The 18221-nt window shown below is 65.3% G+C and carries 19 protein-coding genes; 7 read left to right on the top strand and 12 right to left on the bottom strand.

The genetic code is table 11. The features are described from left to right. Positions 1-54 precede the first annotated feature (54 nt). The 5 genes from HV793_RS28915 to HV793_RS28895 are packed head-to-tail and all read right to left on the bottom strand — an operon-like array spanning position 55 to position 4371. The gene (locus tag HV793_RS28915; protein ID WP_054457871.1) at positions 55-1044 is read right to left on the bottom strand and encodes a 5-oxoprolinase subunit C family protein; all 990 of its coding nucleotides are present in this window, start codon (positions 1042-1044) and stop codon (positions 55-57) included. Then, complete coding sequence (locus HV793_RS28910) at positions 1037-1909, bottom strand: 5-oxoprolinase subunit B family protein (protein WP_119450620.1); 873 nt, start codon at positions 1907-1909, stop codon at positions 1037-1039. The genes HV793_RS28915 and HV793_RS28910 overlap by 8 nt, the downstream gene beginning before the upstream one ends. After that, positions 1906-3306 carry an acetyl-CoA carboxylase biotin carboxylase subunit gene (locus HV793_RS28905; RefSeq protein ID WP_175214339.1) on the bottom strand — a complete coding sequence of 467 codons (1401 nt, stop codon included), beginning with the start codon at positions 3304-3306 and terminating at the stop codon, positions 1906-1908. Before HV793_RS28905 ends, HV793_RS28910 begins: the two co-directional genes overlap by 4 nt. Before the next feature lie 8 nt (positions 3307-3314). Next, positions 3315-3557 (bottom strand): acetyl-CoA carboxylase, encoded by a 243-nt coding sequence (locus HV793_RS28900; RefSeq protein ID WP_119450622.1) that lies wholly within the window; start codon positions 3555-3557, stop codon positions 3315-3317. Between the two features lie 37 nt (positions 3558-3594). Next, complete coding sequence (locus HV793_RS28895) at positions 3595-4371, bottom strand: 5-oxoprolinase subunit PxpA (RefSeq protein ID WP_054457867.1); 777 nt, start codon at positions 4369-4371, stop codon at positions 3595-3597. A gap of 262 nt (positions 4372-4633) precedes the next feature. On the opposite strand from HV793_RS28895, the gene HV793_RS28890 reads away from it, so the two are divergent. After that, the gene (locus tag HV793_RS28890; RefSeq protein ID WP_175214338.1) at positions 4634-5545 is read left to right on the top strand and encodes a LysR family transcriptional regulator; all 912 of its coding nucleotides are present in this window, start codon (positions 4634-4636) and stop codon (positions 5543-5545) included. Between the two features lie 13 nt (positions 5546-5558). Here the strand turns inward: HV793_RS28890 and HV793_RS28885 are convergent, their stop codons facing one another. The 7 genes from HV793_RS28885 to HV793_RS28855 are packed head-to-tail and all read right to left on the bottom strand — an operon-like array spanning position 5559 to position 11035. Beyond that, on the bottom strand, positions 5559-6719 hold the full coding sequence (locus tag HV793_RS28885) for an acyl-CoA dehydrogenase family protein (RefSeq protein WP_175214337.1): 1161 nt from the start codon (positions 6717-6719) through the stop codon (positions 5559-5561). A 17-nt stretch (positions 6720-6736) separates the two neighbouring features. Continuing rightward, a complete protein-coding gene (locus HV793_RS28880; protein ID WP_119450623.1) occupies positions 6737-7129 on the bottom strand; it encodes a MaoC family dehydratase in 393 nt (130 codons plus the stop codon). An 8-nt stretch (positions 7130-7137) separates the two neighbouring features. Then, entirely contained in the window at positions 7138-7533 is a 396-nt protein-coding gene (locus HV793_RS28875; protein WP_119450624.1) for a hypothetical protein, read from the bottom strand. Further along, on the bottom strand, positions 7530-7931 hold the full coding sequence (locus HV793_RS28870) for a Zn-ribbon domain-containing OB-fold protein (protein WP_119450625.1): 402 nt from the start codon (positions 7929-7931) through the stop codon (positions 7530-7532). The genes HV793_RS28875 and HV793_RS28870 overlap by 4 nt, the downstream gene beginning before the upstream one ends. Before the next feature lies 1 nt (position 7932). Next, positions 7933-9084, bottom strand: coding sequence for a thiolase family protein (locus tag HV793_RS28865; RefSeq protein WP_175214336.1), 1152 nt, complete (start codon positions 9082-9084; stop codon positions 7933-7935). Beyond that, complete coding sequence (locus HV793_RS28860; RefSeq protein ID WP_054457860.1) at positions 9081-9890, bottom strand: enoyl-CoA hydratase/isomerase family protein; 810 nt, start codon at positions 9888-9890, stop codon at positions 9081-9083. The genes HV793_RS28865 and HV793_RS28860 overlap by 4 nt, the downstream gene beginning before the upstream one ends. After that, on the bottom strand, positions 9887-11035 hold the full coding sequence (locus HV793_RS28855) for an acyl-CoA dehydrogenase family protein (RefSeq protein ID WP_054457859.1): 1149 nt from the start codon (positions 11033-11035) through the stop codon (positions 9887-9889). Before HV793_RS28855 ends, HV793_RS28860 begins: the two co-directional genes overlap by 4 nt. A 228-nt stretch (positions 11036-11263) precedes the next feature. Between HV793_RS28855 and HV793_RS28850 the strand changes: the two genes are divergently transcribed. From HV793_RS28850 to HV793_RS28825, 6 genes are all read left to right on the top strand, one after another. Continuing rightward, a complete protein-coding gene (locus tag HV793_RS28850) occupies positions 11264-12265 on the top strand; it encodes a tripartite tricarboxylate transporter substrate binding protein (protein WP_054457858.1) in 1002 nt (333 codons plus the stop codon). Beyond that, positions 12255-14399: an acetate--CoA ligase family protein gene (locus HV793_RS28845; RefSeq protein ID WP_425321817.1), complete on the top strand. Its 2145-nt coding sequence runs from the start codon at positions 12255-12257 to the stop codon at positions 14397-14399. The genes HV793_RS28850 and HV793_RS28845 overlap by 11 nt, the downstream gene beginning before the upstream one ends. Then, a complete protein-coding gene (locus HV793_RS28840) occupies positions 14396-15172 on the top strand; it encodes an enoyl-CoA hydratase/isomerase family protein (protein WP_175214335.1) in 777 nt (258 codons plus the stop codon). Before HV793_RS28845 ends, HV793_RS28840 begins: the two co-directional genes overlap by 4 nt. Positions 15173-15255: 83 nt before the next feature. Further along, positions 15256-16029 (top strand): IclR family transcriptional regulator, encoded by a 774-nt coding sequence (locus tag HV793_RS28835; protein WP_125471425.1) that lies wholly within the window; start codon positions 15256-15258, stop codon positions 16027-16029. A 235-nt stretch (positions 16030-16264) separates the two neighbouring features. Next, complete coding sequence (locus tag HV793_RS28830) at positions 16265-17236, top strand: thiamine pyrophosphate-dependent dehydrogenase E1 component subunit alpha (RefSeq protein WP_119450671.1); 972 nt, start codon at positions 16265-16267, stop codon at positions 17234-17236. Between the two features lies 1 nt (position 17237). Beyond that, on the top strand, positions 17238-18212 hold the full coding sequence (locus HV793_RS28825; protein ID WP_175214334.1) for an alpha-ketoacid dehydrogenase subunit beta: 975 nt from the start codon (positions 17238-17240) through the stop codon (positions 18210-18212). The last annotated feature ends 9 nt before the right edge of the window (positions 18213-18221 follow it).

Here is an 18221-nt window from a genome sequence, read left to right as displayed (position 1 = left end):
GCCGGGATATAAGAAAAACCGGGAGAAGAGCGCGGACCGGCCGCGCCCCGGGGATTAGCCGCTGAGCGCCTGATGCAGCCGCTCGAAGCGGGCGCGGTAGTCGCGCCTTGCGGCCACCGCCTGCTCCAGCGTCACCCGCTCGAAATGGGCGCTCTGGTTGGGCTGCATCTGACCGACCTTGTCCAGGTCGGCGCTGATGACCGTGCCTATCATGGCGTAGCCGCCGCCGGACACCGCATCGCGATGCAGGATGATGGGTTCCACGCCCGCAGGCACCTGGATGGAGCCGATGGGATAGCAGGCGTCGACGATGTTCGACGGATCGGCGCCCGCGCCGAAAGGTTGCTCGCGGGCGCGAAAGCGTAGCGGGCGGCCCTGCTTGTAGCGGTAGCCGATGCGATCGGCCTCGGAGGTCACGGTCCAGGCGTCTTCATAGAAAGTGGCGGCGGATTCTGGCTCCAGGCGGTGATCGTATAGACCCGGAAGCACGCGCAGCGTCTGCGTCTTGGGCGGGGCCTCGGCCAACGCGGCCGGCAGTTCGCGGCCCACGCGCGTGCGGATGGACGCCCGGCCCACCGCCAGCCGGTCGCCGGCCTGCAGCTTGCGGCCTTCGTGCCCGCCGATAGCGCCCAGCGCGTAGGTCGAGCGGCTGCCCAGGACCACAGGGACGTCGATGCCGCCCGCGACCGCCAGGCAGGCGCGGGCGCCGGCCTGCACGAAGTCGAACGACAGCCGGCTGCCGGCCTGCACCGCCAGCGCCACATTGCAGGCCTGCGCCACGCCGTCGATCTTGGGGATCATGCTGGCGCCCGTCACGGCAATCACGGCGGTGCGGTGGAACAACAGCTCCGGGCCGAGCAGCGTGCATTCCAGTACCGCGTCGCCGGCGGCATTGCCCACCAGCAGGTTGGCGGCGGCCAGCGCGTACTGATCGAGCGCGCCGGACGGCGGTATGCCCAGGTGGTAGTGGCCTAGGCGGCCCGTGTCCTGCACCGAAGTGGCCAGGCCGGGCTTGATGACTTCGATGATGGGATCGTTAGGCATGGAGCGTCTCCAGCAGTTGGGCGTTGCAGGCATCGGGCGCGCGCTGGAACTCGGCCAGCGAGAACGACACGGGCCGGATGCGCAGGTCGAAGCTGCCGGCCTCGACCTGCGCCGTGGCCTGGTCGTACTCGTCGCGGGTGATGGGCTTGAACTTCACGATGTCGCCCGGGCGGAAGAACACCATCGAATCGCGCAGATGCGCCTGGCGCTGGGCAGGTTCGAAGATGGGTGCTGGCGTGACGCCGAACATCTGGTAGCCGCCCGCGCCGCGTACCGAATAGATGCAGCCGAAGCAGCCGCCGTGTCCCACCGTGTGTTTGGGAGTATCGGTGCGGGGGCGCAGGTATTTGGGAACCTGCAACTGGCGCTCGCGTTCCACCATCTGGTACATGAAGGGCAACCCGGCCACGAAGCCCACCATGGACACGAACCAGGGCGAACCGGAGTGGGCGTCGATGAAGCCTTGCACCGAGTCGTGGCCGTTGATGCGGGCCGCGTACTCCAGGTCGGTGGATTCCGGATCCTGGTGCCTTTCGCGAAACCGCATCAGGGTCTCGTGGGTCCAGGGGTCGTTGTAGTACACCGGCACTTCGATGATGCGGGTGGCCAGCGTCAGGTTGGCCAGGTCTATGCCCGCCTCCAGTTCGCGCAGCAGGGCCAGCAGGGCGTCCGGCGCGATGCGGTCGGGGTCGTACCGTACTTGATAGGACGCGTTGGCCGGGCAGATCTCGGTCACGCCGTCGACCGCGCGTTCGCGCAGCGCCCGCGTGATCGCCATGCCCTTGAAGAAGGATTCCAGCGACATGTCCTCGCTGATCTCGACGAAGATGAACTCGTCGCCGCCATGGGTGTAGCGCAAGCTCATTGGTTTTCCTCCCGGTCCCTTTGCATCCAGGCTTCAAGATAATTGGTGTGGTAGCGGCCCGCCAGCACGTCCGCATCCTCCAGCAGTTCGCGGTGCAGGGCCAGCGTTGAATGCACGCCCGTCAGTTCCACTTCGTCGAGCGCGCGCGCCATGCGCGCCAGCGCCGCCGCGCGGCTCTCGTCCCAGACGATCAGCTTGGCCAGCAGCGAGTCATAGTAGGGCGGCACGGCGCAGCCCGGATACAGCATCGAGTCCACGCGCACGCCGGGCCCGCCGGGCCAGCGCACGTGTTCCACCCTGCCAGGGCTGGGCGCGAAGTTGCGCTTGGGGTCTTCGGCGTTGATGCGGCATTCGATCGCTGCGCCGCGGATGGCGATGTCCTGCTGGCGTAAGCGCAGGGGTTCGCCGTCGGCGATGCGCAGCATTTCGCGCACCAGGTCCACGCCCGTGATGGCTTCGGTGATGGGGTGTTCGACCTGGATGCGGGTGTTCATCTCGATGAAGTAGAACTCGCCGGCGCCGCGGCTGTCGTCATACAGATACTCCAGCGTGCCCGCTCCCCGGTACCCGACCGAGCGCGCCAGTTGCGCCGCCGATTCGCATAGTTTCTGCCGGGTGGCGGGGTTCAGGGCGGGTGAGGGCGCTTCTTCCAATACCTTCTGCCGGCGCCGTTGCAGGGAGCATTCGCGTTCATACAGGTGGACGGCGTTGCTGCCGTCGCCCAGAACCTGCACTTCGATGTGCCGCGCGCGCGGCAGATAGCGCTCCAGGTATACACCGGCTTCGCCGAAGGCCGCCTGCGCCTCGGCCTGGGCCTGCGGCATCTGCGCGCGCAGTTCGGCTTCGTCGCGCACCACGCGTATGCCGCGCCCGCCGCCGCCCGCGGCTGCCTTGATCATGAGCGGGTAGCCAATGATGGCGGCATGGGTCAGGGCTTCGTCCAGCGATGACAGCACGCCTTCGCTGCCAGGCACCGTCGGCACGCCGGCCGCCTGGGCGCAGGCGCGCGCCGCCGCCTTGTCGCCCATCGTGCGGATGGTGGCGGCATCGGGCCCGACGAAGATCAGGCCGGCGTCGCTCACGGCCTGCGCGAATGCCGCGTTTTCCGACAGGAAGCCGTAGCCGGGATGTACTGCCTGGGCGCCGGTGCTGCGGGCGGCCTCCAGCAGCGCTTCGGTGTTCAGATAGCTGCGCGTCGCGTGCGAGGGGCCGATGAGCACCGCTTCGTCGGCCATGCGCGTGGCCAGCGCGTCTCGGTCCGCTTCGCTGTATACGGCCACGGTGCGCATGCCCAGTTCGCGGGCGGCGCGGATGATGCGCAAGGCGATTTCGCCGCGGTTGGCCACCAGCACCTTGTGGATGTTGCGCGGCCGGTAGGGAAGATGGGTATCGGACATGGCGCGGCCTATCCCTCGATGCGCAGCAGGGGCTGTCCGGCTTCCACCGGTTCGCCGTCTTCCACCAGGATCTCGGCCACCACGCCGCCGGTGGGCGTTTCGATCTGGTTGAACTGCTTCATGACCTCGACGATGCCGATCACGGCGCCGGCGGCGACCGTGGCGCCCCGCTCCACGAAGGGGGCAGCGTCGGGGCTGGGGCGGCGGTAGAAGGTTCCGGGCAGGGGGCTGGGAATATCGTGCAACGGCATGGTTTTCTCCTTGGAATGTCGTTCGGGCGGCAGGGGGTCAGGGGCCGGTCACGCTGGGCGGCGCGATCCGGATACCGTGGGCTTCCAGCTTCTCGCGGGTGGCGCGCACCAGGGACAGGGCGCCGGGCGTGTCGCTGTGTATGCAGACGGAATCGAAGTCGATGGGGATGTCCTTGCCTTCGACCGTGCGCACGCGGCCCTCGGTGCAGGCGCGCAGCACTTTTTCGGCGACCTGGGCGGGGTCCAGCGGCTGGGTGTAGCGGGTGAAGACGATGGAGCCGCTGGCGTCGTAGTCGCGGTCGGCGTAGAACTCGCGCACCACGGGCTGGTTCAGTTCGCGCGCCAGACGGTAGGTGACCGAGCTTTCCATGCAGTACAGCGCCAGCGTGGGCTCCAGCTCCTGCAGCGTTTCGATCAAACGGCGCGACAAGGCTTCGTCGCGGGCGGCCTGCATGTACAGCGCGCCATGCGGCTTCACGTGCTGCAGGCGCAGTCCGTGCAGTCGGGCGAATTCGCGCAGCGCGCCCAGTTGATAGACGATGTCGTGCACCAGCGCTTCGGCGCTTTCGCGCATGTCCCGCCGGCCGAAGCCGACCAGGTCGCGAAAGCCGGGATGGGCGCCGATGCAGACGCCGTGTTCGCGGGCCTGCAACACCGTGCGGTTCATGATCCGAGGGTCGCCTGCATGGAATCCCGTGGCGATGTTGGCCGAACTGATCAAGGGCATGATCGCTTCGTCCACGCCGTCCCCGATGGTCCACGGGCCGAATCCTTCCCCCATGTCCGAGTTGAGGTCGATGCTGCGTTTGCTCATTGCCGGAGGCTCCTTGGCGTTGCTCGCCGCATTCGACGCGGCGTGTGACGTGAACATTAGCCAAGGCCGAGGGGGACAAAAAGATCTTTTTATTGATCGATCAATATTTGTTTTTTAGATAACTATCCGTCGAATTGGCAGCATCGTTCCGACGGTTTTCCTATGAAAAATAAGGGATACCCCTGATAAGACGCATCGGATCGCAGAGAGAATATTCAGATATTCTGGGGTAAAGATATCGATTAAAAAGATAAAACCGGACATGTCGATTACCCTACGTCAGCTCAAATACTTCATCGCCGCAGCCGAACTGGGCCAGATTTCGCAGGCGGCAATCCAGCTGGCGATATCCCAGTCGGCCATCACCAGCGCCATCCGCGAACTGGAGGAGACAGTGGGCACGGCGTTGTTCCTGCGGGGCGCCCACGGCGTGACGCTGACTCACAGCGGCCGCACCTTCTTGAACCACGCCTACAACATCCTGTCGTCGGTCGACGAGGCCCTGCGCATGCCGGCGACGGCGGAAGAGGTCTCGGGCCGCCTGTTGCTGGCGGCGTCCTATACGGTGATCGGCTACTTCCTGCCGTATCACCTGCAGCGGCTGTCTCAGCTGTATCCGCGCCTGGACATCCAGCTGCACGAACTGAACCGCAGCGCAATCGAGGAAGGCCTGATCGCAAACCGCTATGACATGGCGGTGCTGCTGACCTCGAACGTCGCCAATCCGGATCTGGCGGTGGAGCATTTCTTCGGCTCGCCGCGACGCCTGTGGCTGCCGGCCAGGCATCCCTTGCTTGCGGCGGACGCCGTTACCCTGGAGGACGTCTCGCGCGAACCCTTCATCATGCTGACCGTGGACGAGGCGGCCTACACCGCCTTGCGTTACTGGAACGAAACCGCCTTCAAGCCCGACGTGCGGCTGCGCACCTCATCCGTCGAGGCGGTGCGCAGCATGGTGGCCAACGGCAGCGGCGTGGCCCTGCTGTCGGACATGGTCTACCGGCCCTGGTCGCTGGAGGGGCGGCGGATTGAAACGGTACAGCTCAAGGACCCGATTCCGCCCATGAACGTCGGGTTGGCCTGGCGCCGGGGCGCGGAAGTGTCGCCCGCCATGCAGGCGGTGCGGGACTATTTCCGGCATGCGTACATGGCGCAGCGGGGCGGGGCGGGCTGAACGCGGACCGGCGCTACGCCCGCTTGCCGGGATGTATGCCCATGGTCTTCGCGATGACTTCCAGCATGATCTCGTTGGCGCCGCCGCCGATGGCCGTCTGCCTCAGGTCGCGATAGGCGCGAGAGATCCAGTTCTCGTTCATGACGCCCTGGCCGCCCCAGAACTGCAGGCATTCGTTGGGAATCTTCATGGACAGCTTGCCAGCGTAGTACTTCGCCATGGAGGCGAACTGGGCGATGTCCTGGCCGTCCAGGTATTGCTCGATGGCACGGTACAGCAGAGAGCGCAGTGCCTGGATCTCGGTCTGCATTTCGGCGAGCTTGTGGTAGACCACCTGATTGGACAGGATTGTGCCGCCGAACACTTGCCTCTGGCCGGCGTATTCGATGGTCTCTTCGATGGCCCGCTCCATCGACCGCATGCTGCGCGCCGCGACGAACATGCGTTCTTCCTGGAACTGCTCCATCTGGTAGATGAAGCCCATGTTCTCTTCGCCGATGCGGTTGCTGACTGGTACCCGCACGTCGTCGAAGAACAGTTCGGCCGTATCGGAGGCGCGCAGCACCAGCTTGTCCAGCTTGCGCGACACGCTGACGCCGGGAGTGTTCAATGGCACGATGATGAGCGATTTGTTCTTGTGCGGTCCGCCGTCCTGCGAGGTATTGCACAGCAGGCAGATCCAGTCGCCCTGCACGCCATTGGTGATCCACATCTTCGATCCGTTGATGACGTAGTCGTCGCCGTCGCGCCGCGCCCAGGTCTTTATCTGCGACACGTCCGAGCCTGCCGAGGCTTCGCTTACGCCGATGCAGCCGACCAGATCTCCCGCGATGGTGGGCGCCAGGTAGGCGCGCTTGAGCGCATCGCTGCCGTGATGCGCCAAGGCCGGAGTGCACATCGTGCTTTGCACGCCGATGGCCGAGGTCAGCCCGCTGGACCGGACTTCGCCCAGGGTCTCGGCGAAGACCATTTCGTAGCTGAAATCCAGCTCCATGCCACCATACTCGGCAGCCTTTCCTATGCCCAGCAGCCCGGCGGATCCGAAGGCCTTCATCACGCGGTGCGCAGGGAAAATCTGCTCGGCCTCCCACTCGTCCAGATAGGGGTCCAGGTGTTCGGCGATGATGCGGCGGGTGGTCCGTTCGAGTTCGCGATGCTCGTGGGTCAGGTGCATGGCTGTTTCCGGTTGGTTCAGTTGGCTGCCGGTGCGCCGGCGTCGGCTAGCGTGACGTGGCCGGCGATCAGCGCGACGCCGCCGGCATCTCTTACCCAGACGTCATATCTCCCTGGCGCATCGGCCACGCATTGGCCGCCTGCGGTGATGAGGCCGCCGGCATGCAGCGGCTTGAGAAAGCGGATGTCCAGGTCGAATCGTTCCAGCGCCGCGGCACCGAAGCTGCGCGCCAGCGATTGCCAGATCAGGTTGACCGACAGCGTGCCGTGGGCGATGGTGCCGCCCATGGGCGTGGCCGAGGCGAATGCCGGATCTACGTGCAGGGGATTGAAGTCGTTGGTCAGTTCGGCATAAAGATCGATGTCCGCCTGAGTGACCTTCATGGATACTTCTTCCAGTGTAGGCGTCATGGTGTGTCCTAGGCGGCCCAGATCAGATTCATTCGGCCGGTATAGAGGGGGCGTCCAGTTGCGCCCTCGCCAGCGACTTCAAGTCGTAGATAGCGACGTTCGCCCCGCATTTCCTTGTCCAGGCAGCGCACCGTGGAACGTACGCGTTCGCCAGAGCGCGGCAACCCTTGGACGCAAAGCGCTTGCCGCGCATGGATGTTGCCGGGCGGGCGCGGCGTCACCACGTTCAGGTAGGCGCGCATCATCAGCGCGACGGCCAGGCCGGCCTGCCTGGCCGGTGCGTCCTGCGCGTGCTGGCCGAACAGGCGTTCCCAGAGCGCCAGCAGCCTCGCGTCGAGCGGCTCTTCCCATTCGCCCAGCACGGAACCAGGGGTAAAGCTGTCATAGGTATACAGCGCGCTCATGGCGTCTCCGGTTCGGCAATCGGGAGCAGGTGGTCGCCGCGGGGCTCGAATCCGATCCGCACCCGCTGGCCGATGGCGAGCGGCGAGTTGGCGTCATTGCGGGTGTTGACCATCAAGCGGAATCCCTCGTCCAGGTCGACCAGGGCGATTACATAGGGCGCTTCGGCCTTGAAGGCCGCGTTCGGTGCACGATGCACCGTGGTATGGCTGAGCACGGTGCCCAGTCCGGCGGATTCGTTCCACTTCAGCTGCTGTCCGTGGCAATGAGTGCAGACACTGCGCGGAATGCGCTGCACCGCGCCGCATTCGCCGCAGGTCTGGTAGCGCAGCTTGCGGTCGCGGCAACCTTGCCAGAAAGGCTGCGTTTCCGCGGTGGGGCGTATGGAGGGCTTTTCCATTTCAGGCGGCTCCCAGGATGAGTGAGCAGTGGGCGGAAAGGATGCCGCCGTCTCCGTGCACGAAGGCCAGGTTGGCGCCATCCACCTGGCGGGCATCCGCCTGGCCGCGCAATTGATGGACGGCCTCGACCGCATGGAACATGCCGCCGGCCGCGCCGGAGTGGCCATAGGACAGCAGGCCGCCATGGGTATTGCAGGGCAGGGCGCCGCCCAGGCCCAACTGGCCTTGCAGGGCGGCGGGCCCGGCTTCGCCGCGCGCAAAGAATCCAATGGATTCAAGTTCGACCAGCAAGGTGATGGTGAACGAGTCGTAGATGAGAGCGACGTCGATGTCGGCGGGCTTCAGGCCGGCCGCCGCGAACGCGCGTGCCGACGAGGCCTTGCAGCCGAAATCGACCAGGCTGGGTGCGGACACGATATGTTCGTGCGTATGGCCCTGGCCCGCACCCAGGATCTCCACGGCACGGTGGCTGGTGTTGGTGGCAGGGCGGCGGCTGACCACCAGCGCCGCGCCGCCGTCGGAAACCAGGCAGCAGTCCAGCATGCGCAGTGGCGTGCTGATCTCGCGCGAGTTCAACACGTCCTCAATGGAGATCGGCTCGCGCTTGTGGGCCTTGGGATGCCGGCCGGCATGGCGGCGGTGCTCCACGGCGATTGCTGCCAGGTGCTCGGATGTCACACCGTAATCGTGCATGTAGCGTTGCGCAACCAGCGCATAGGAAGCGGGCACGCTGATGCCGAAGGGGCGCTCGAACTGCGGGTGGCCGACCTCGGCCAGCGCCGCCACCGCGCCGTCGCGGGACAGCCCCGTCAGACGGTTGTCGCCCGCGACGACCAGGACGTGGTTGCACTGGCCGCTGGCCACCAGGGCGGCCGCCTGCATGACCATGATGCAGGCGCTGGCGCCGCCGGCCTGTATCGCGGTGCAGAAGTTCGGATTCAGGCCCGCGTATTCGCAGAACACGGAACCGAGCATCAGGTGCGGCTCGGTAAAGGAATAGGCGCACAACACGCCGTCGATGTCGCCGGGGTCCAGGCCCGCGTCGCGTATCGCGCCGAATGCCGCTTCCGCGTGCAGGCCCATGCAACTGGAACCTGGCAGTTCGCCGACGCGCGTGTCGCAGGCGCCAGTGATGTAGGCGTTCATGCTCATGCGGCGCCGTCCTTGCCGGGCTTGGCGGACCAGTTGAATGCGAGGGGCTGCTTGTCCAGGAAGCGCGCCACGGCGTCGTCGTGGTAGACCGTGTGCAGAGCCAGCGCCTGGGCATGGGCCTCCAGTTCGGCCAGCGTGTTCTGGTCCAGGTTGAAGGAGCGGTTGAGTATGTTCTTCGACATGCCCAGCGCTTCGGTCGATGCGGCATGGAATCGGGCGGCAAGCGCCAATGCCTCGTCCAGCAGGGATTGCGGCGGGACGATGCGGTACAGGATGCCGAGGGCGCGCGCTTCTTCGGCGTCCACTTCGCGTGCCGAGAACACGAGTTCCTTGGCGCGCTGAAGACCGACGATGCGCGGCAACAGGAAAAAGCCGCCCAGGTCCGGCACTAGGCCGATGCGTCCGAAAACGGCACAGAACCGCGCGCCCGGCGTGCCCAGGATGAAATCGCAGGCCAATGCCAGATTGAAGCCCGCGCCAAAGGCGGGGCCGTCCACCGCGGCAATGACGGGCTTTTCCAGATTGACCAGCTCATGGAACCAGGTGTGCAGACGGCGTATGCGATCCCGGTCCTTGTACACAGGCCGTTTGGCCTCGGACAGCGATTTCAGATCGCCGCCCGCACAGAACACGCCCTGGGCGCCCGTGATGACCACGGCTTTGACCGTGTCGTCGTCGCGCGCTTGAAGCACGGCTTCGGCCAGGCTTTGGCGCACCTCGAGATCGAAGGCGTTGCGTCGTTCGGGACGGTTCAGGGTGATGAGGAGTGTCGCGCCGCGGCGCTCGCGCAGGACATAGTCGTTCATGGCTTGAATCCCAGGCTGTTGGCGATGATGTTCTTCTGGATCTCGCTGGTGCCTTCGCCGATGATGTAGACCAGCGCGTCGCGGTGGATGCGGCCGACCGGATACTCGCGCATGATGCCGGCGCCGCCGAAGATACGGATGGCTTGCTCGCTGACCGAAACGGCGGTTTCGCTGGCGACCAGCTTGACGCGCGCGGCCGTGGCCGCGTCCAGGGTTCCCTGATCCACGCGCCAGGCGCCGTAATAGACCAGCCAGCGGGCCGCTTCGATCTGCGCCGACATCTCGGCAAGCTTGTGGCCGATGGCCTGATACTGGCCGATGCGCTTGCCGGCCACCAGACGGTCGTTGGCGTAGGCGGTGGCGGCATCGAAGGCCGCGCGCGCCATGCCCAGGGCATTGGCCGCCACGCCGACCCGGTTTTCGCTGAGCGATTCCAGGATCAGCGGATACGTGCCTTCGGTTTCGCCGAGCAGGCAATCGTCGGGCACGAAGGCCTTGTCGATGTGGATAAGCGCCGTTTCCGACGCGCGTATCCCTTCCTTCTTGAGCTTGGAAATTTCGAAGCCAGGATTGGGCAGTTCGACGATGAACAGGCTGATCGAGTCAGGACGGAGGTCGGGACTGGTGCGCGCGGCTACCAGCAGGAAGTCGGCAAAGGGCGCATTCGTGATGTAAAGCTTGCTGCCATGCAGGCGCCAACCGCCTTCAACGCGTTCGGCCCGGGTCTTCATGGCGCGCACGTTGGAGCCGCCGTCCGGTTCGCTCAGGCCGAAGCCGGCCACTTTCCGGCCGGCCAGCGCGGGCGCCAGGAAACGCGCCTTCTGCGCCGGCGTGCCCGCTTTCCATATGGGCCAGATGCCCAGATGCGTATGGGCCGACCAGGTGGAGGCGAACGCCTGGGACAGGTAACTCAGCTCTTCGCGCACGATGCAGTCGCTGATTTTGTCCAGGCCGCTGCCGCCATCGGCTTCCGGATAACGCACGCCCAGCAGGCCCAGATCGCCCCAGCGTTCAAAGACGTGCTTCGGAAAGGTTTCCTGTTCTTCAGCATCGAAGACCAGGGGGGCGAGTTCATCCTGGCAAAGCCGCCGCACGGTATCGCGGACGGCTTCGTGTTCACTGGAAAACGCAAAGCTCAAGCTCACGGATATGCTCCTTTGTCTCCGCTGGCGATGCCCGTCACCCTTGGCGTGTCGGGCATCTTTAAATTCTTTATAGAGAATAATATTCTCGTTAAAAAATATAATAGCCAGCGTTCATTGATGCGTCAATCATCGGATCAGGCGGTTTTGTCCTTGACAAGCCGGAGGGTCAATCCTAGACTTTATTCGCTATAAAGATAAATATTCGCTATACAGAATAAAGGAGACAACATGAAGACCGGATTACCCCTGCTTCAATCCTCATTCTCGTCGCGGGCGGCCAGCCTGGCTGCGGCTGCCTTTATGGCTTTGGGCTCAGGGTCGGCCCGTGCCGAGCCTGTCTACCCGTCCAAACCGATAGAGGTGATCGTGGCGTCCTCGGCGGGCGGCATCCTGGACACTATCGCGCGCACGGCCGCGCACGGCATCGAACGCCTGGGCCAGCCTGCCGTGGTCAAGAACCTGCCGGGAGGCGGTGGCACCATCGGCACGCAGGCAGTGGCGCGCGCGCCGGGAGACGGCTACACCTTGGGGGCGGTAGCGACCAGCCACGCCATCAATCCCAGCATGTATTCCAAGCTGCAGTACGACACCGCGCGCGGATTCAGCAACATTACGCAAATGGTGGAGCTGACCAACTTCCTGGTCGCCAATCCTGCGGTCCCCGCGTCCAACCTCAAGGAGTTCATCGCGCTGGCAAAGTCCAAGCCAGGCACCCTGACATACGGCTCTGCGGGCGTCGGACAATCCAATCATCTTTCAGGCGAGTTGCTGCAGCAGGCCGCCGGCATCAAGCTGGTGCACGTGCCTTACCGGGGCAGCGCACAGGCGTTGACGGATCTGCTCGGCGGGTCGCTTTCGGTGATGTTCGTCGACGCGCTTTCGGCCGAACCCTATGTAAAGTCAGGAAAGCTGAAGCTGATCGCGATTACCGGATTGGAGCGGTCGCCGGCCTATCCCGACTATCCCACGCTGAATGAATCCGGCTTGCCGGGGTTCAACGGCAATACCTGGCTCGGCCTGGTTGCGCCTGCCGGCGTGCCCAAGAACATCGTCGACAAATTGCAGGGAGCGGTGCGCGCGGAGTTCGAGGATCCCGTCGTGCGCAAGCGTCTGCTGGGGCAGGGCGTCATTCCGGTAGCTTCCGCGCCGAAGGCTTTCAGCGAGTTCCTGGACGGCGAGATGAAGCGCTGGGACCAGGTCATCAAGACGGCGGGCATCGATGCGAACTGAAATGATGGAAGACATGAACATCGTGGGCGGCGCGTCACCGCAGGCGCTGGCAGGGGCGGCGCGCGCGGCCGCCGTGCTGGAGGCGCGCAGCGTGGCCATCGTGGGCGCTTCAGCCGATCCGGGGAAGATCGCCGGCCGACCTTTGGCCTACATGCTGTCGCGCGGCTTTGTCGGCAAACTGTTTCCGGTCAATCCGACGCGCGATCAGGTGCAGGGTCTCAAGAGCTATCCCTCGTTGGCCGCGATAGGTGAGCCGGTGGATCTGGCCATAGTCGGTACGCCGGCGGGGCTGGTCGAGGATGTGATCCGCGAGGGCGCGGCCGCCGGCGTCAAGGCGTTCGTCGTGTTTTCTTCGGGCTTTTCCGAAACGGGCGAAGAAGGCGCGGCGCTGCAACGCAGGCTGGGCGAACTAGCGCGGGCCCAAGGCGTCACGATACTCGGCCCCAACTGCCTGGGCGTGGCCAATAGCGCCACCGGACTCATTGCCTCGTTCACCACCGCACTGGAGGAAACGCCAATCAAGCAGGGCGGCTTCGCCTTCGTCAGCCAGAGTGGCGCGTTGGGCGCGTACTGGATGGACATCTGCCTGCGTTCTGGCCTGGGATTCAGCAAATGGATCACCACCGGCAATGAGTGCGACATGGATGCGGCGTCGGCCATTGCCTATCTTGCCGACGATCCGCAGACGCGCGTCATCGGACTTTACGTCGAGGATATCCGCGATTCCCTGGCGTTCCGACGGGCGCTGCTGCGCGCGGCGGCAGCCGGGAAGCCGGTCATCGCGATCAAGGCGGGCCGCTCGCAGGCGGGCGCGGCGGCGGCTGCTTCGCATACGGGAGCGCTGGCCGGCGACGATGCCCTGTATGACGCCTGCCTGCGTCAGCATGGCGCGCTGCGGGTGGATTCGCTGGGCCAGATGATGGATGTGGCCCGGCTGTTCCTGTTCGACAGCGTGCCGCAGGGCAAGCGCTTGGCCGTCATGTCCGTGTCGGGAGGCGCGGGCGTGCTCATCGCGGACGAAGCCGAACGCTGGGCGCTGGAGCTGCCCGCGCTTGCGCCGCAGACGGCCCAGGCGCTGGCGCCGGTGTTGCCTTCCTTCGTCAAGGCGGCCAATCCGCTGGACCTGACCGGCAATGTGGTGCAGGACACCGCCAGCATTTCAAGGGCGCTGGAGGCCGTGGCGCGAGACCCGGGCAACGACGCCATCGTGCTGTTCGTTGGCCTGATGCACAGCATCGCCACGGCGTTCACCGACGCCATCGCCCAGGCGCGCCAGCGTACCCATCGTCCCATCGTGGTGATCTGGATCGGCGCCAAGGAAGAGTCGGTGAGTGTGCTGGAGCAGGCGCGCATACCCGTGTTCCGCGATATCCCGCCCGCGGTTGCAGCCCTGGGCGCTGCTGTGCGTCTGAATGGCTTGCGCCATGCGGCGCTGACGGCGCCGGCGTTGCCGGCACCCCGGTGCGATGCGATGCCGGCCGCTAGTATCGCGTTTCTGCTTGAGTGGGACAGCAAGGCGCTATTGCGCGAACTCGGAACCGCCGGCATCCCCGACGGCGTGCTGGTGGACGGCGATATGCCCGACCGCTTGCCCGCGCCCTTGGCTTACCCCGTCGTCGCCAAGCTGCAGGCCAGTACTGTCCTGCACAAGAGCGACATAGGCGGCGTGGTGCTCGGCATCATGGACGACGAGCAATTGCGAGCAGCCCTGCTGCGCCTGCGCGCAATCGCCAGCGACAGGGGCATCGACGCGAGGGGCATCCTGCTCGAATCCATGCAGCGCTTCGACCACGAATTGCTGCTGGGCCTACGCCGCGACGTCCGATTCGGCCCCACCTTGACGCTGGGCCGCGGCGGGGTGGAAGTGGAGCTGGATCCCGACGTGGTCTGCCGTTTGCTGCCGCTGGACGCTCAAGGCATCCGGGAAATGATCGAGGGCCTGCGCTCGGCCAAGCTGCTGCAGGGGTTTCGGGGGCGCGGCGCCGTTGACCTGCCAGCTCTGGCTCGGCAGATTGCGGGGTTGTGCGAAGCATTCCTGGCGCGGCCGGACCTGGCGGAAATCGAGATCAATCCGCTGGCAGTGGGCGAGGGGCAGGCCTGGGTGCTCGATGCGGTCGTGAGCAGGTTCGAATGACGGCATCCTCGCACCATGTGCTGGTTCACGACGCCGCTGGCGTCCGTACGCTGATCCTGGACCGTGCGGCCAAGGCCAACGCCCTGAACGTGGAAATGCTCGACGTGTTGCGGCGCGCGATTGAAAGCGCCCCGGCCGCAGGGATTGGGCTGATCGTTCTCCGCAGCGCTTCGCCCTCCCTGTTCTGTGCCGGCGGCGATATCGAGGAGTTCGTCCGCAGTGCGGCGTTGTTGCAAGCGCAGGGGCAGGGCCTGCGTGAACTGATGGCCGCCATGGCGCGCTCTCCGGCTCCCGTCCTGGCTGTCGCCCGAGGCAAGGCGGCGGGGGCCGGCGTCATCCTGCTGGCGCTGACGGACATCGTCATTGCCTCGGCGGACCTCACGCTCGCGTGCCCGGAAATCGCTTTCAACATGTACCCCGTCATGGTCCAGACCGCGCTGGAAACCAAGATCAGCGGCGCGCGGGCCCGCCAGTTGTGCCTCAGCGGCCAACTGCTGAAGGCCGAGCCCGCCCGCGACCTGGGACTGGTGACCGATGTGTTGCCGACCGAGGACTTCGAGCGGCTTTCCGCCGAGCGCCTGGCGTTCTACATCGCGCGCCGCGAGGCGCTGGTCATTGCCCGCAAGGCGCGTTTGTTGCGGGAGCCGCCCGATTGCGCCGTCGGACGCATCGAAGCGCTAGAGCCCCTGATGCACGAAAACTTCGCCAGGCCCGGCGTGCAGGAAACCATACGCGGCTATCTTTCCAGCATGCGCGCCAGGCGCTCCGGTTGATATGCCCGCCGGGTTTGTGCGGGCAGGCGCTCTATGCCACAATTTTTGCTCTTTTCTATCCAGAGAAATTCTCTGTCTTCAGAATGACGACCGAACAACCGGAAAAACTCGTAGGTGCTCTCGTGGGCGGATTACGCGTCCTGCGCTACCTGAGCGCCGCGCCCTCGGGCGTGGGGGTCACCCGCGTGGCGCGCGACCTGCAACTCAATTCCAGCACTTGCTACAACTTCCTCAAGACGCTGGTATATGAAGGCTTGGTGTCGTTCGATGAAGCCACGAAAACCTATTCCATCGCGTTGGGGCTGGTCGAGCTCGCCAAGGGCGCGCTGGAGCAGGGATCCTACGTGCGGCTGGTGCATCCGCATTTGCGCGATATCGCGCGCAGCCACGGCGTGACTGCGACGCTCTGGCAGCGCACGTCCAATGAGCGCGTAGTGCTGGTGGACCGTGCCGACACCGACAGTTCGGTGCGCGTGCACATGAGCGTGGGCCAGCGACTGCCCATGTACATCGCGGCGCTGGGCCGCTGCATGGCGGCCCATTCCGGGCTGGATGACAAGGAATTGCGGCAACGTTTCGACAACCTGAGGTGGGACGACAAGCCGCCTTTCAAGGACTATATGGAAGGCGTGCGCGAGGCCCGTGAAAAGGGTTACGCGGTGGACGCCGGCAACTACGTCAAAGGCGTCAGCACGGTTTCCGCCGCGGTGCTCGACGAATTCGGCAAAGCCGCCATGGCCATCAGCGCCGTTGGCTTCAGCGCCCAGGTTTCGGGCGAGGCGCTCGAGCGCCTGGGCGTTGACCTGCGCGACCGCGCCGCGCTGATCTCCCGCGCACTCTCGGGCGGCCGCGCCTGATTCCCCACCGCTGACGCCACGCTGCCCGTGTCGCCGTGCGGGCAGCGCGGCCGCTGCCCCTTCCAGCGCGGGAAAACTCCCTGAAAAACCCGATTGACGTTCTCGAGAACCTTTGCTTATGATTCATCTAACCGTACGGTTAGTAAATTAACTGACCGATAACTTATATGTAACAGCATGGCGCCAAGGCAGGCGGCGTGGAATCAAAAATAGCGGTTGTTACGAGGAGGCAATGGTGGCTAGCGCCAACAAAGAGCAGTTGCTGGACGCATACCGGCGCATGTTGCGCATCCGGCTGGCCGAGCTCAGGCTCGGACGCTTGTTCGCGGACGGGGAGGTGCCCGGCTTCATCCATCTGAGCATCGGCCAGGAGGCCGTCGCCGCTGCGATGGGTATGGTGCTGCGGGCGGACGATACCGTCGCCTCGACCCACCGTGGCCATGGTCATGCCCTGGCCAAGGGCATCGACATCGAAGATTTCTTCCTGGAGCTGATGGCGCGCGAAGAGGGTATCTGCAAGGGCCGTGGCGGTTCGATGCATGTCGCCAACCTGTCCATCGGCATGCTGGGCGCCAACGCCATCGTCGGCGCCAGCATACCGATAGCCCTGGGCAGCGCACTGGCCCATCAGGTGCAGAAAAAGGACTGCGTGGCGGTGGCCTTCTTTGGCGACGGCGCCATGGCCGAAGGCGTGCTGCATGAAAGCCTCAACCTGGCTGCGCTGTGGCGCCTGCCGTTGCTGTTCCTGTGCGAGAACAATGGTTGGGCCGAGTTTTCTCCCACCCACAAACAGTTCGTGGCGCCGCTGGACAAGCTATCGGCCGCCTTTTCCATACCCCACGAAAAAATCGACGGCAACGACGTGTTGGGGGTGGCCGACGCCGCCAGCGCGGCCGTGGCGCGCATACGCGCCGGTGAAGGTCCGCGGGTGCTGGAGTGCATCACTCACCGTTGGCGCGGCCACTATGAAGGGGATCCCCAGAAGTACCGCCCTTCCGAAGAGATCGAGGGCCTGGGCGAGCATGATCCGGTAGCGCGCTTCGAAGCGGTGCTGGATCAGAACGGGGTCGCCAAGGCGCAGCGCGAACAGGCGTTCGAGGAGGTCCAGGCCCAGGTCGAACGCGCGGTCGAACGCGCGCGCATGGGGCGCCAGCCCGTGTGGGAGGACGCGCGCAATGATGTCTACACCATGAACGAGGCGAACTGAGATGGCTGAACTACGTTTTGCCCATGCCATCAACCGCGCGTTGGCCGAGTGCATGGAGGAGGATCCCACGGTGTTCCTGTTCGGCGAAGACATCGCCGAAGCCGGAGGGCCGTTCGGCGTCACGCGCGGGCTGCATGCCCGTTTTGGCCCGGACCGCATCCGCGATACGCCGATTTCCGAAGCCGCCATGGCCAACGCGGCAGTGGGAGCGGCTCTGTCCGGTCTGCGTCCCGTGCTTGAAATCATGTTCATGGACTTCATGACGCTGACCATGGACGCGCTGGTCAACCAGGCGGCCAAGGCTCGCTACATGTTTGGCGGGCAGGCCAGTGTGCCCATGGTGGTGCGGACCCCGCATGGCGGCGGCATCAGCGCGGGGCCGCAGCATTCCCAATGCCTGGAAGCATGGTTTGCCCACATTCCGGGCCTGAGAGTGGTGTGCCCCAGCAACCCCGCCGATGCTTATGGCCTGCTGAAGTCAGCCATTCGCGATCCGGACCCGGTGGTGTTCGTGGAGAACAAGGCCTTGTATGCCCTCAAGGGCGAGGTGGCCGATGATGCCGGACCGATACCGCTGGGCCGGGCCCGGGTTGCACGCCCGGGCCGAGACCTGACCGTGGTGAGCTACGGCGCGACCGTGCACAAGGCCTTGCGGGCCGCCGAGGCCCTGGTTGCCGATGGCATCGAGGCCGAGGTGCTGGATCTGCGCAGCATCCAGCCCTGGGACGAACAGGCGGTGCTGGCATCGCTCGAACGCACCCACCGGCTGCTCATCGTGCACGAAGCCGTGGAGGCATTCGGGGTCGGCGCCGAGATCGCTGCACGAATGGCGGACATAGGTTTTGACGAACTCGACGCGCCCATCGCTCGTGTCGCGGCGCCCTTCGTTCCGGTGCCATTCGCTCCATCGCTCGAAGAACAGTACCAGCCCCAAGAGGCCGATGTCATAGCCGCCGCGCGCAAGCTCTGCGCGTGAACCCAGGAG

Origin of the sequence: Achromobacter aegrifaciens (assembly GCF_902859965.1) — a bacterium.
In the GTDB taxonomy this organism is placed as follows: Bacteria; Pseudomonadota; Gammaproteobacteria; order Burkholderiales; family Burkholderiaceae_B; genus Achromobacter; species Achromobacter aegrifaciens.
Note: the sequence above shows the minus strand (reverse complement) of the source record. Positions and strands in the feature narration are given on the sequence as shown.

Bases quoted from the DNA above. Each gene is read 5' to 3' on its own strand.
- HV793_RS28915 (WP_054457871.1), bottom strand. From the start codon at position 1,044: ATGCCTAACGATCCCATCATCGAAGTCATCAAGCCCGGCCTGGCCACT.
- HV793_RS28910 (WP_119450620.1), bottom strand. From the start codon at position 1,909: ATGAGCTTGCGCTACACCCATGGCGGCGACGAGTTCATCTTCGTCGAG.
- HV793_RS28905 (WP_175214339.1), bottom strand. From the start codon at position 3,306: ATGTCCGATACCCATCTTCCCTACCGGCCGCGCAACATCCACAAGGTG.
- HV793_RS28900 (WP_119450622.1), bottom strand. From the start codon at position 3,557: ATGCCGTTGCACGATATTCCCAGCCCCCTGCCCGGAACCTTCTACCGC.
- HV793_RS28895 (WP_054457867.1), bottom strand. From the start codon at position 4,371: ATGAGCAAACGCAGCATCGACCTCAACTCGGACATGGGGGAAGGATTC.
- HV793_RS28890 (WP_175214338.1), top strand. From the start codon at position 4,634: ATGTCGATTACCCTACGTCAGCTCAAATACTTCATCGCCGCAGCCGAA.
- HV793_RS28885 (WP_175214337.1), bottom strand. From the start codon at position 6,719: ATGCACCTGACCCACGAGCATCGCGAACTCGAACGGACCACCCGCCGC.
- HV793_RS28880 (WP_119450623.1), bottom strand. From the start codon at position 7,129: ATGACGCCTACACTGGAAGAAGTATCCATGAAGGTCACTCAGGCGGAC.
- HV793_RS28875 (WP_119450624.1), bottom strand. From the start codon at position 7,533: ATGAGCGCGCTGTATACCTATGACAGCTTTACCCCTGGTTCCGTGCTG.
- HV793_RS28870 (WP_119450625.1), bottom strand. From the start codon at position 7,931: ATGGAAAAGCCCTCCATACGCCCCACCGCGGAAACGCAGCCTTTCTGG.
- HV793_RS28865 (WP_175214336.1), bottom strand. From the start codon at position 9,084: ATGAGCATGAACGCCTACATCACTGGCGCCTGCGACACGCGCGTCGGC.
- HV793_RS28860 (WP_054457860.1), bottom strand. From the start codon at position 9,890: ATGAACGACTATGTCCTGCGCGAGCGCCGCGGCGCGACACTCCTCATC.
- HV793_RS28850 (WP_054457858.1), top strand. From the start codon at position 11,264: ATGAAGACCGGATTACCCCTGCTTCAATCCTCATTCTCGTCGCGGGCG.
- HV793_RS28845 (WP_425321817.1), top strand. From the start codon at position 12,255: ATGCGAACTGAAATGATGGAAGACATGAACATCGTGGGCGGCGCGTCA.
- HV793_RS28840 (WP_175214335.1), top strand. From the start codon at position 14,396: ATGACGGCATCCTCGCACCATGTGCTGGTTCACGACGCCGCTGGCGTC.
- HV793_RS28835 (WP_125471425.1), top strand. From the start codon at position 15,256: ATGACGACCGAACAACCGGAAAAACTCGTAGGTGCTCTCGTGGGCGGA.
- HV793_RS28825 (WP_175214334.1), top strand. From the start codon at position 17,238: ATGGCTGAACTACGTTTTGCCCATGCCATCAACCGCGCGTTGGCCGAG.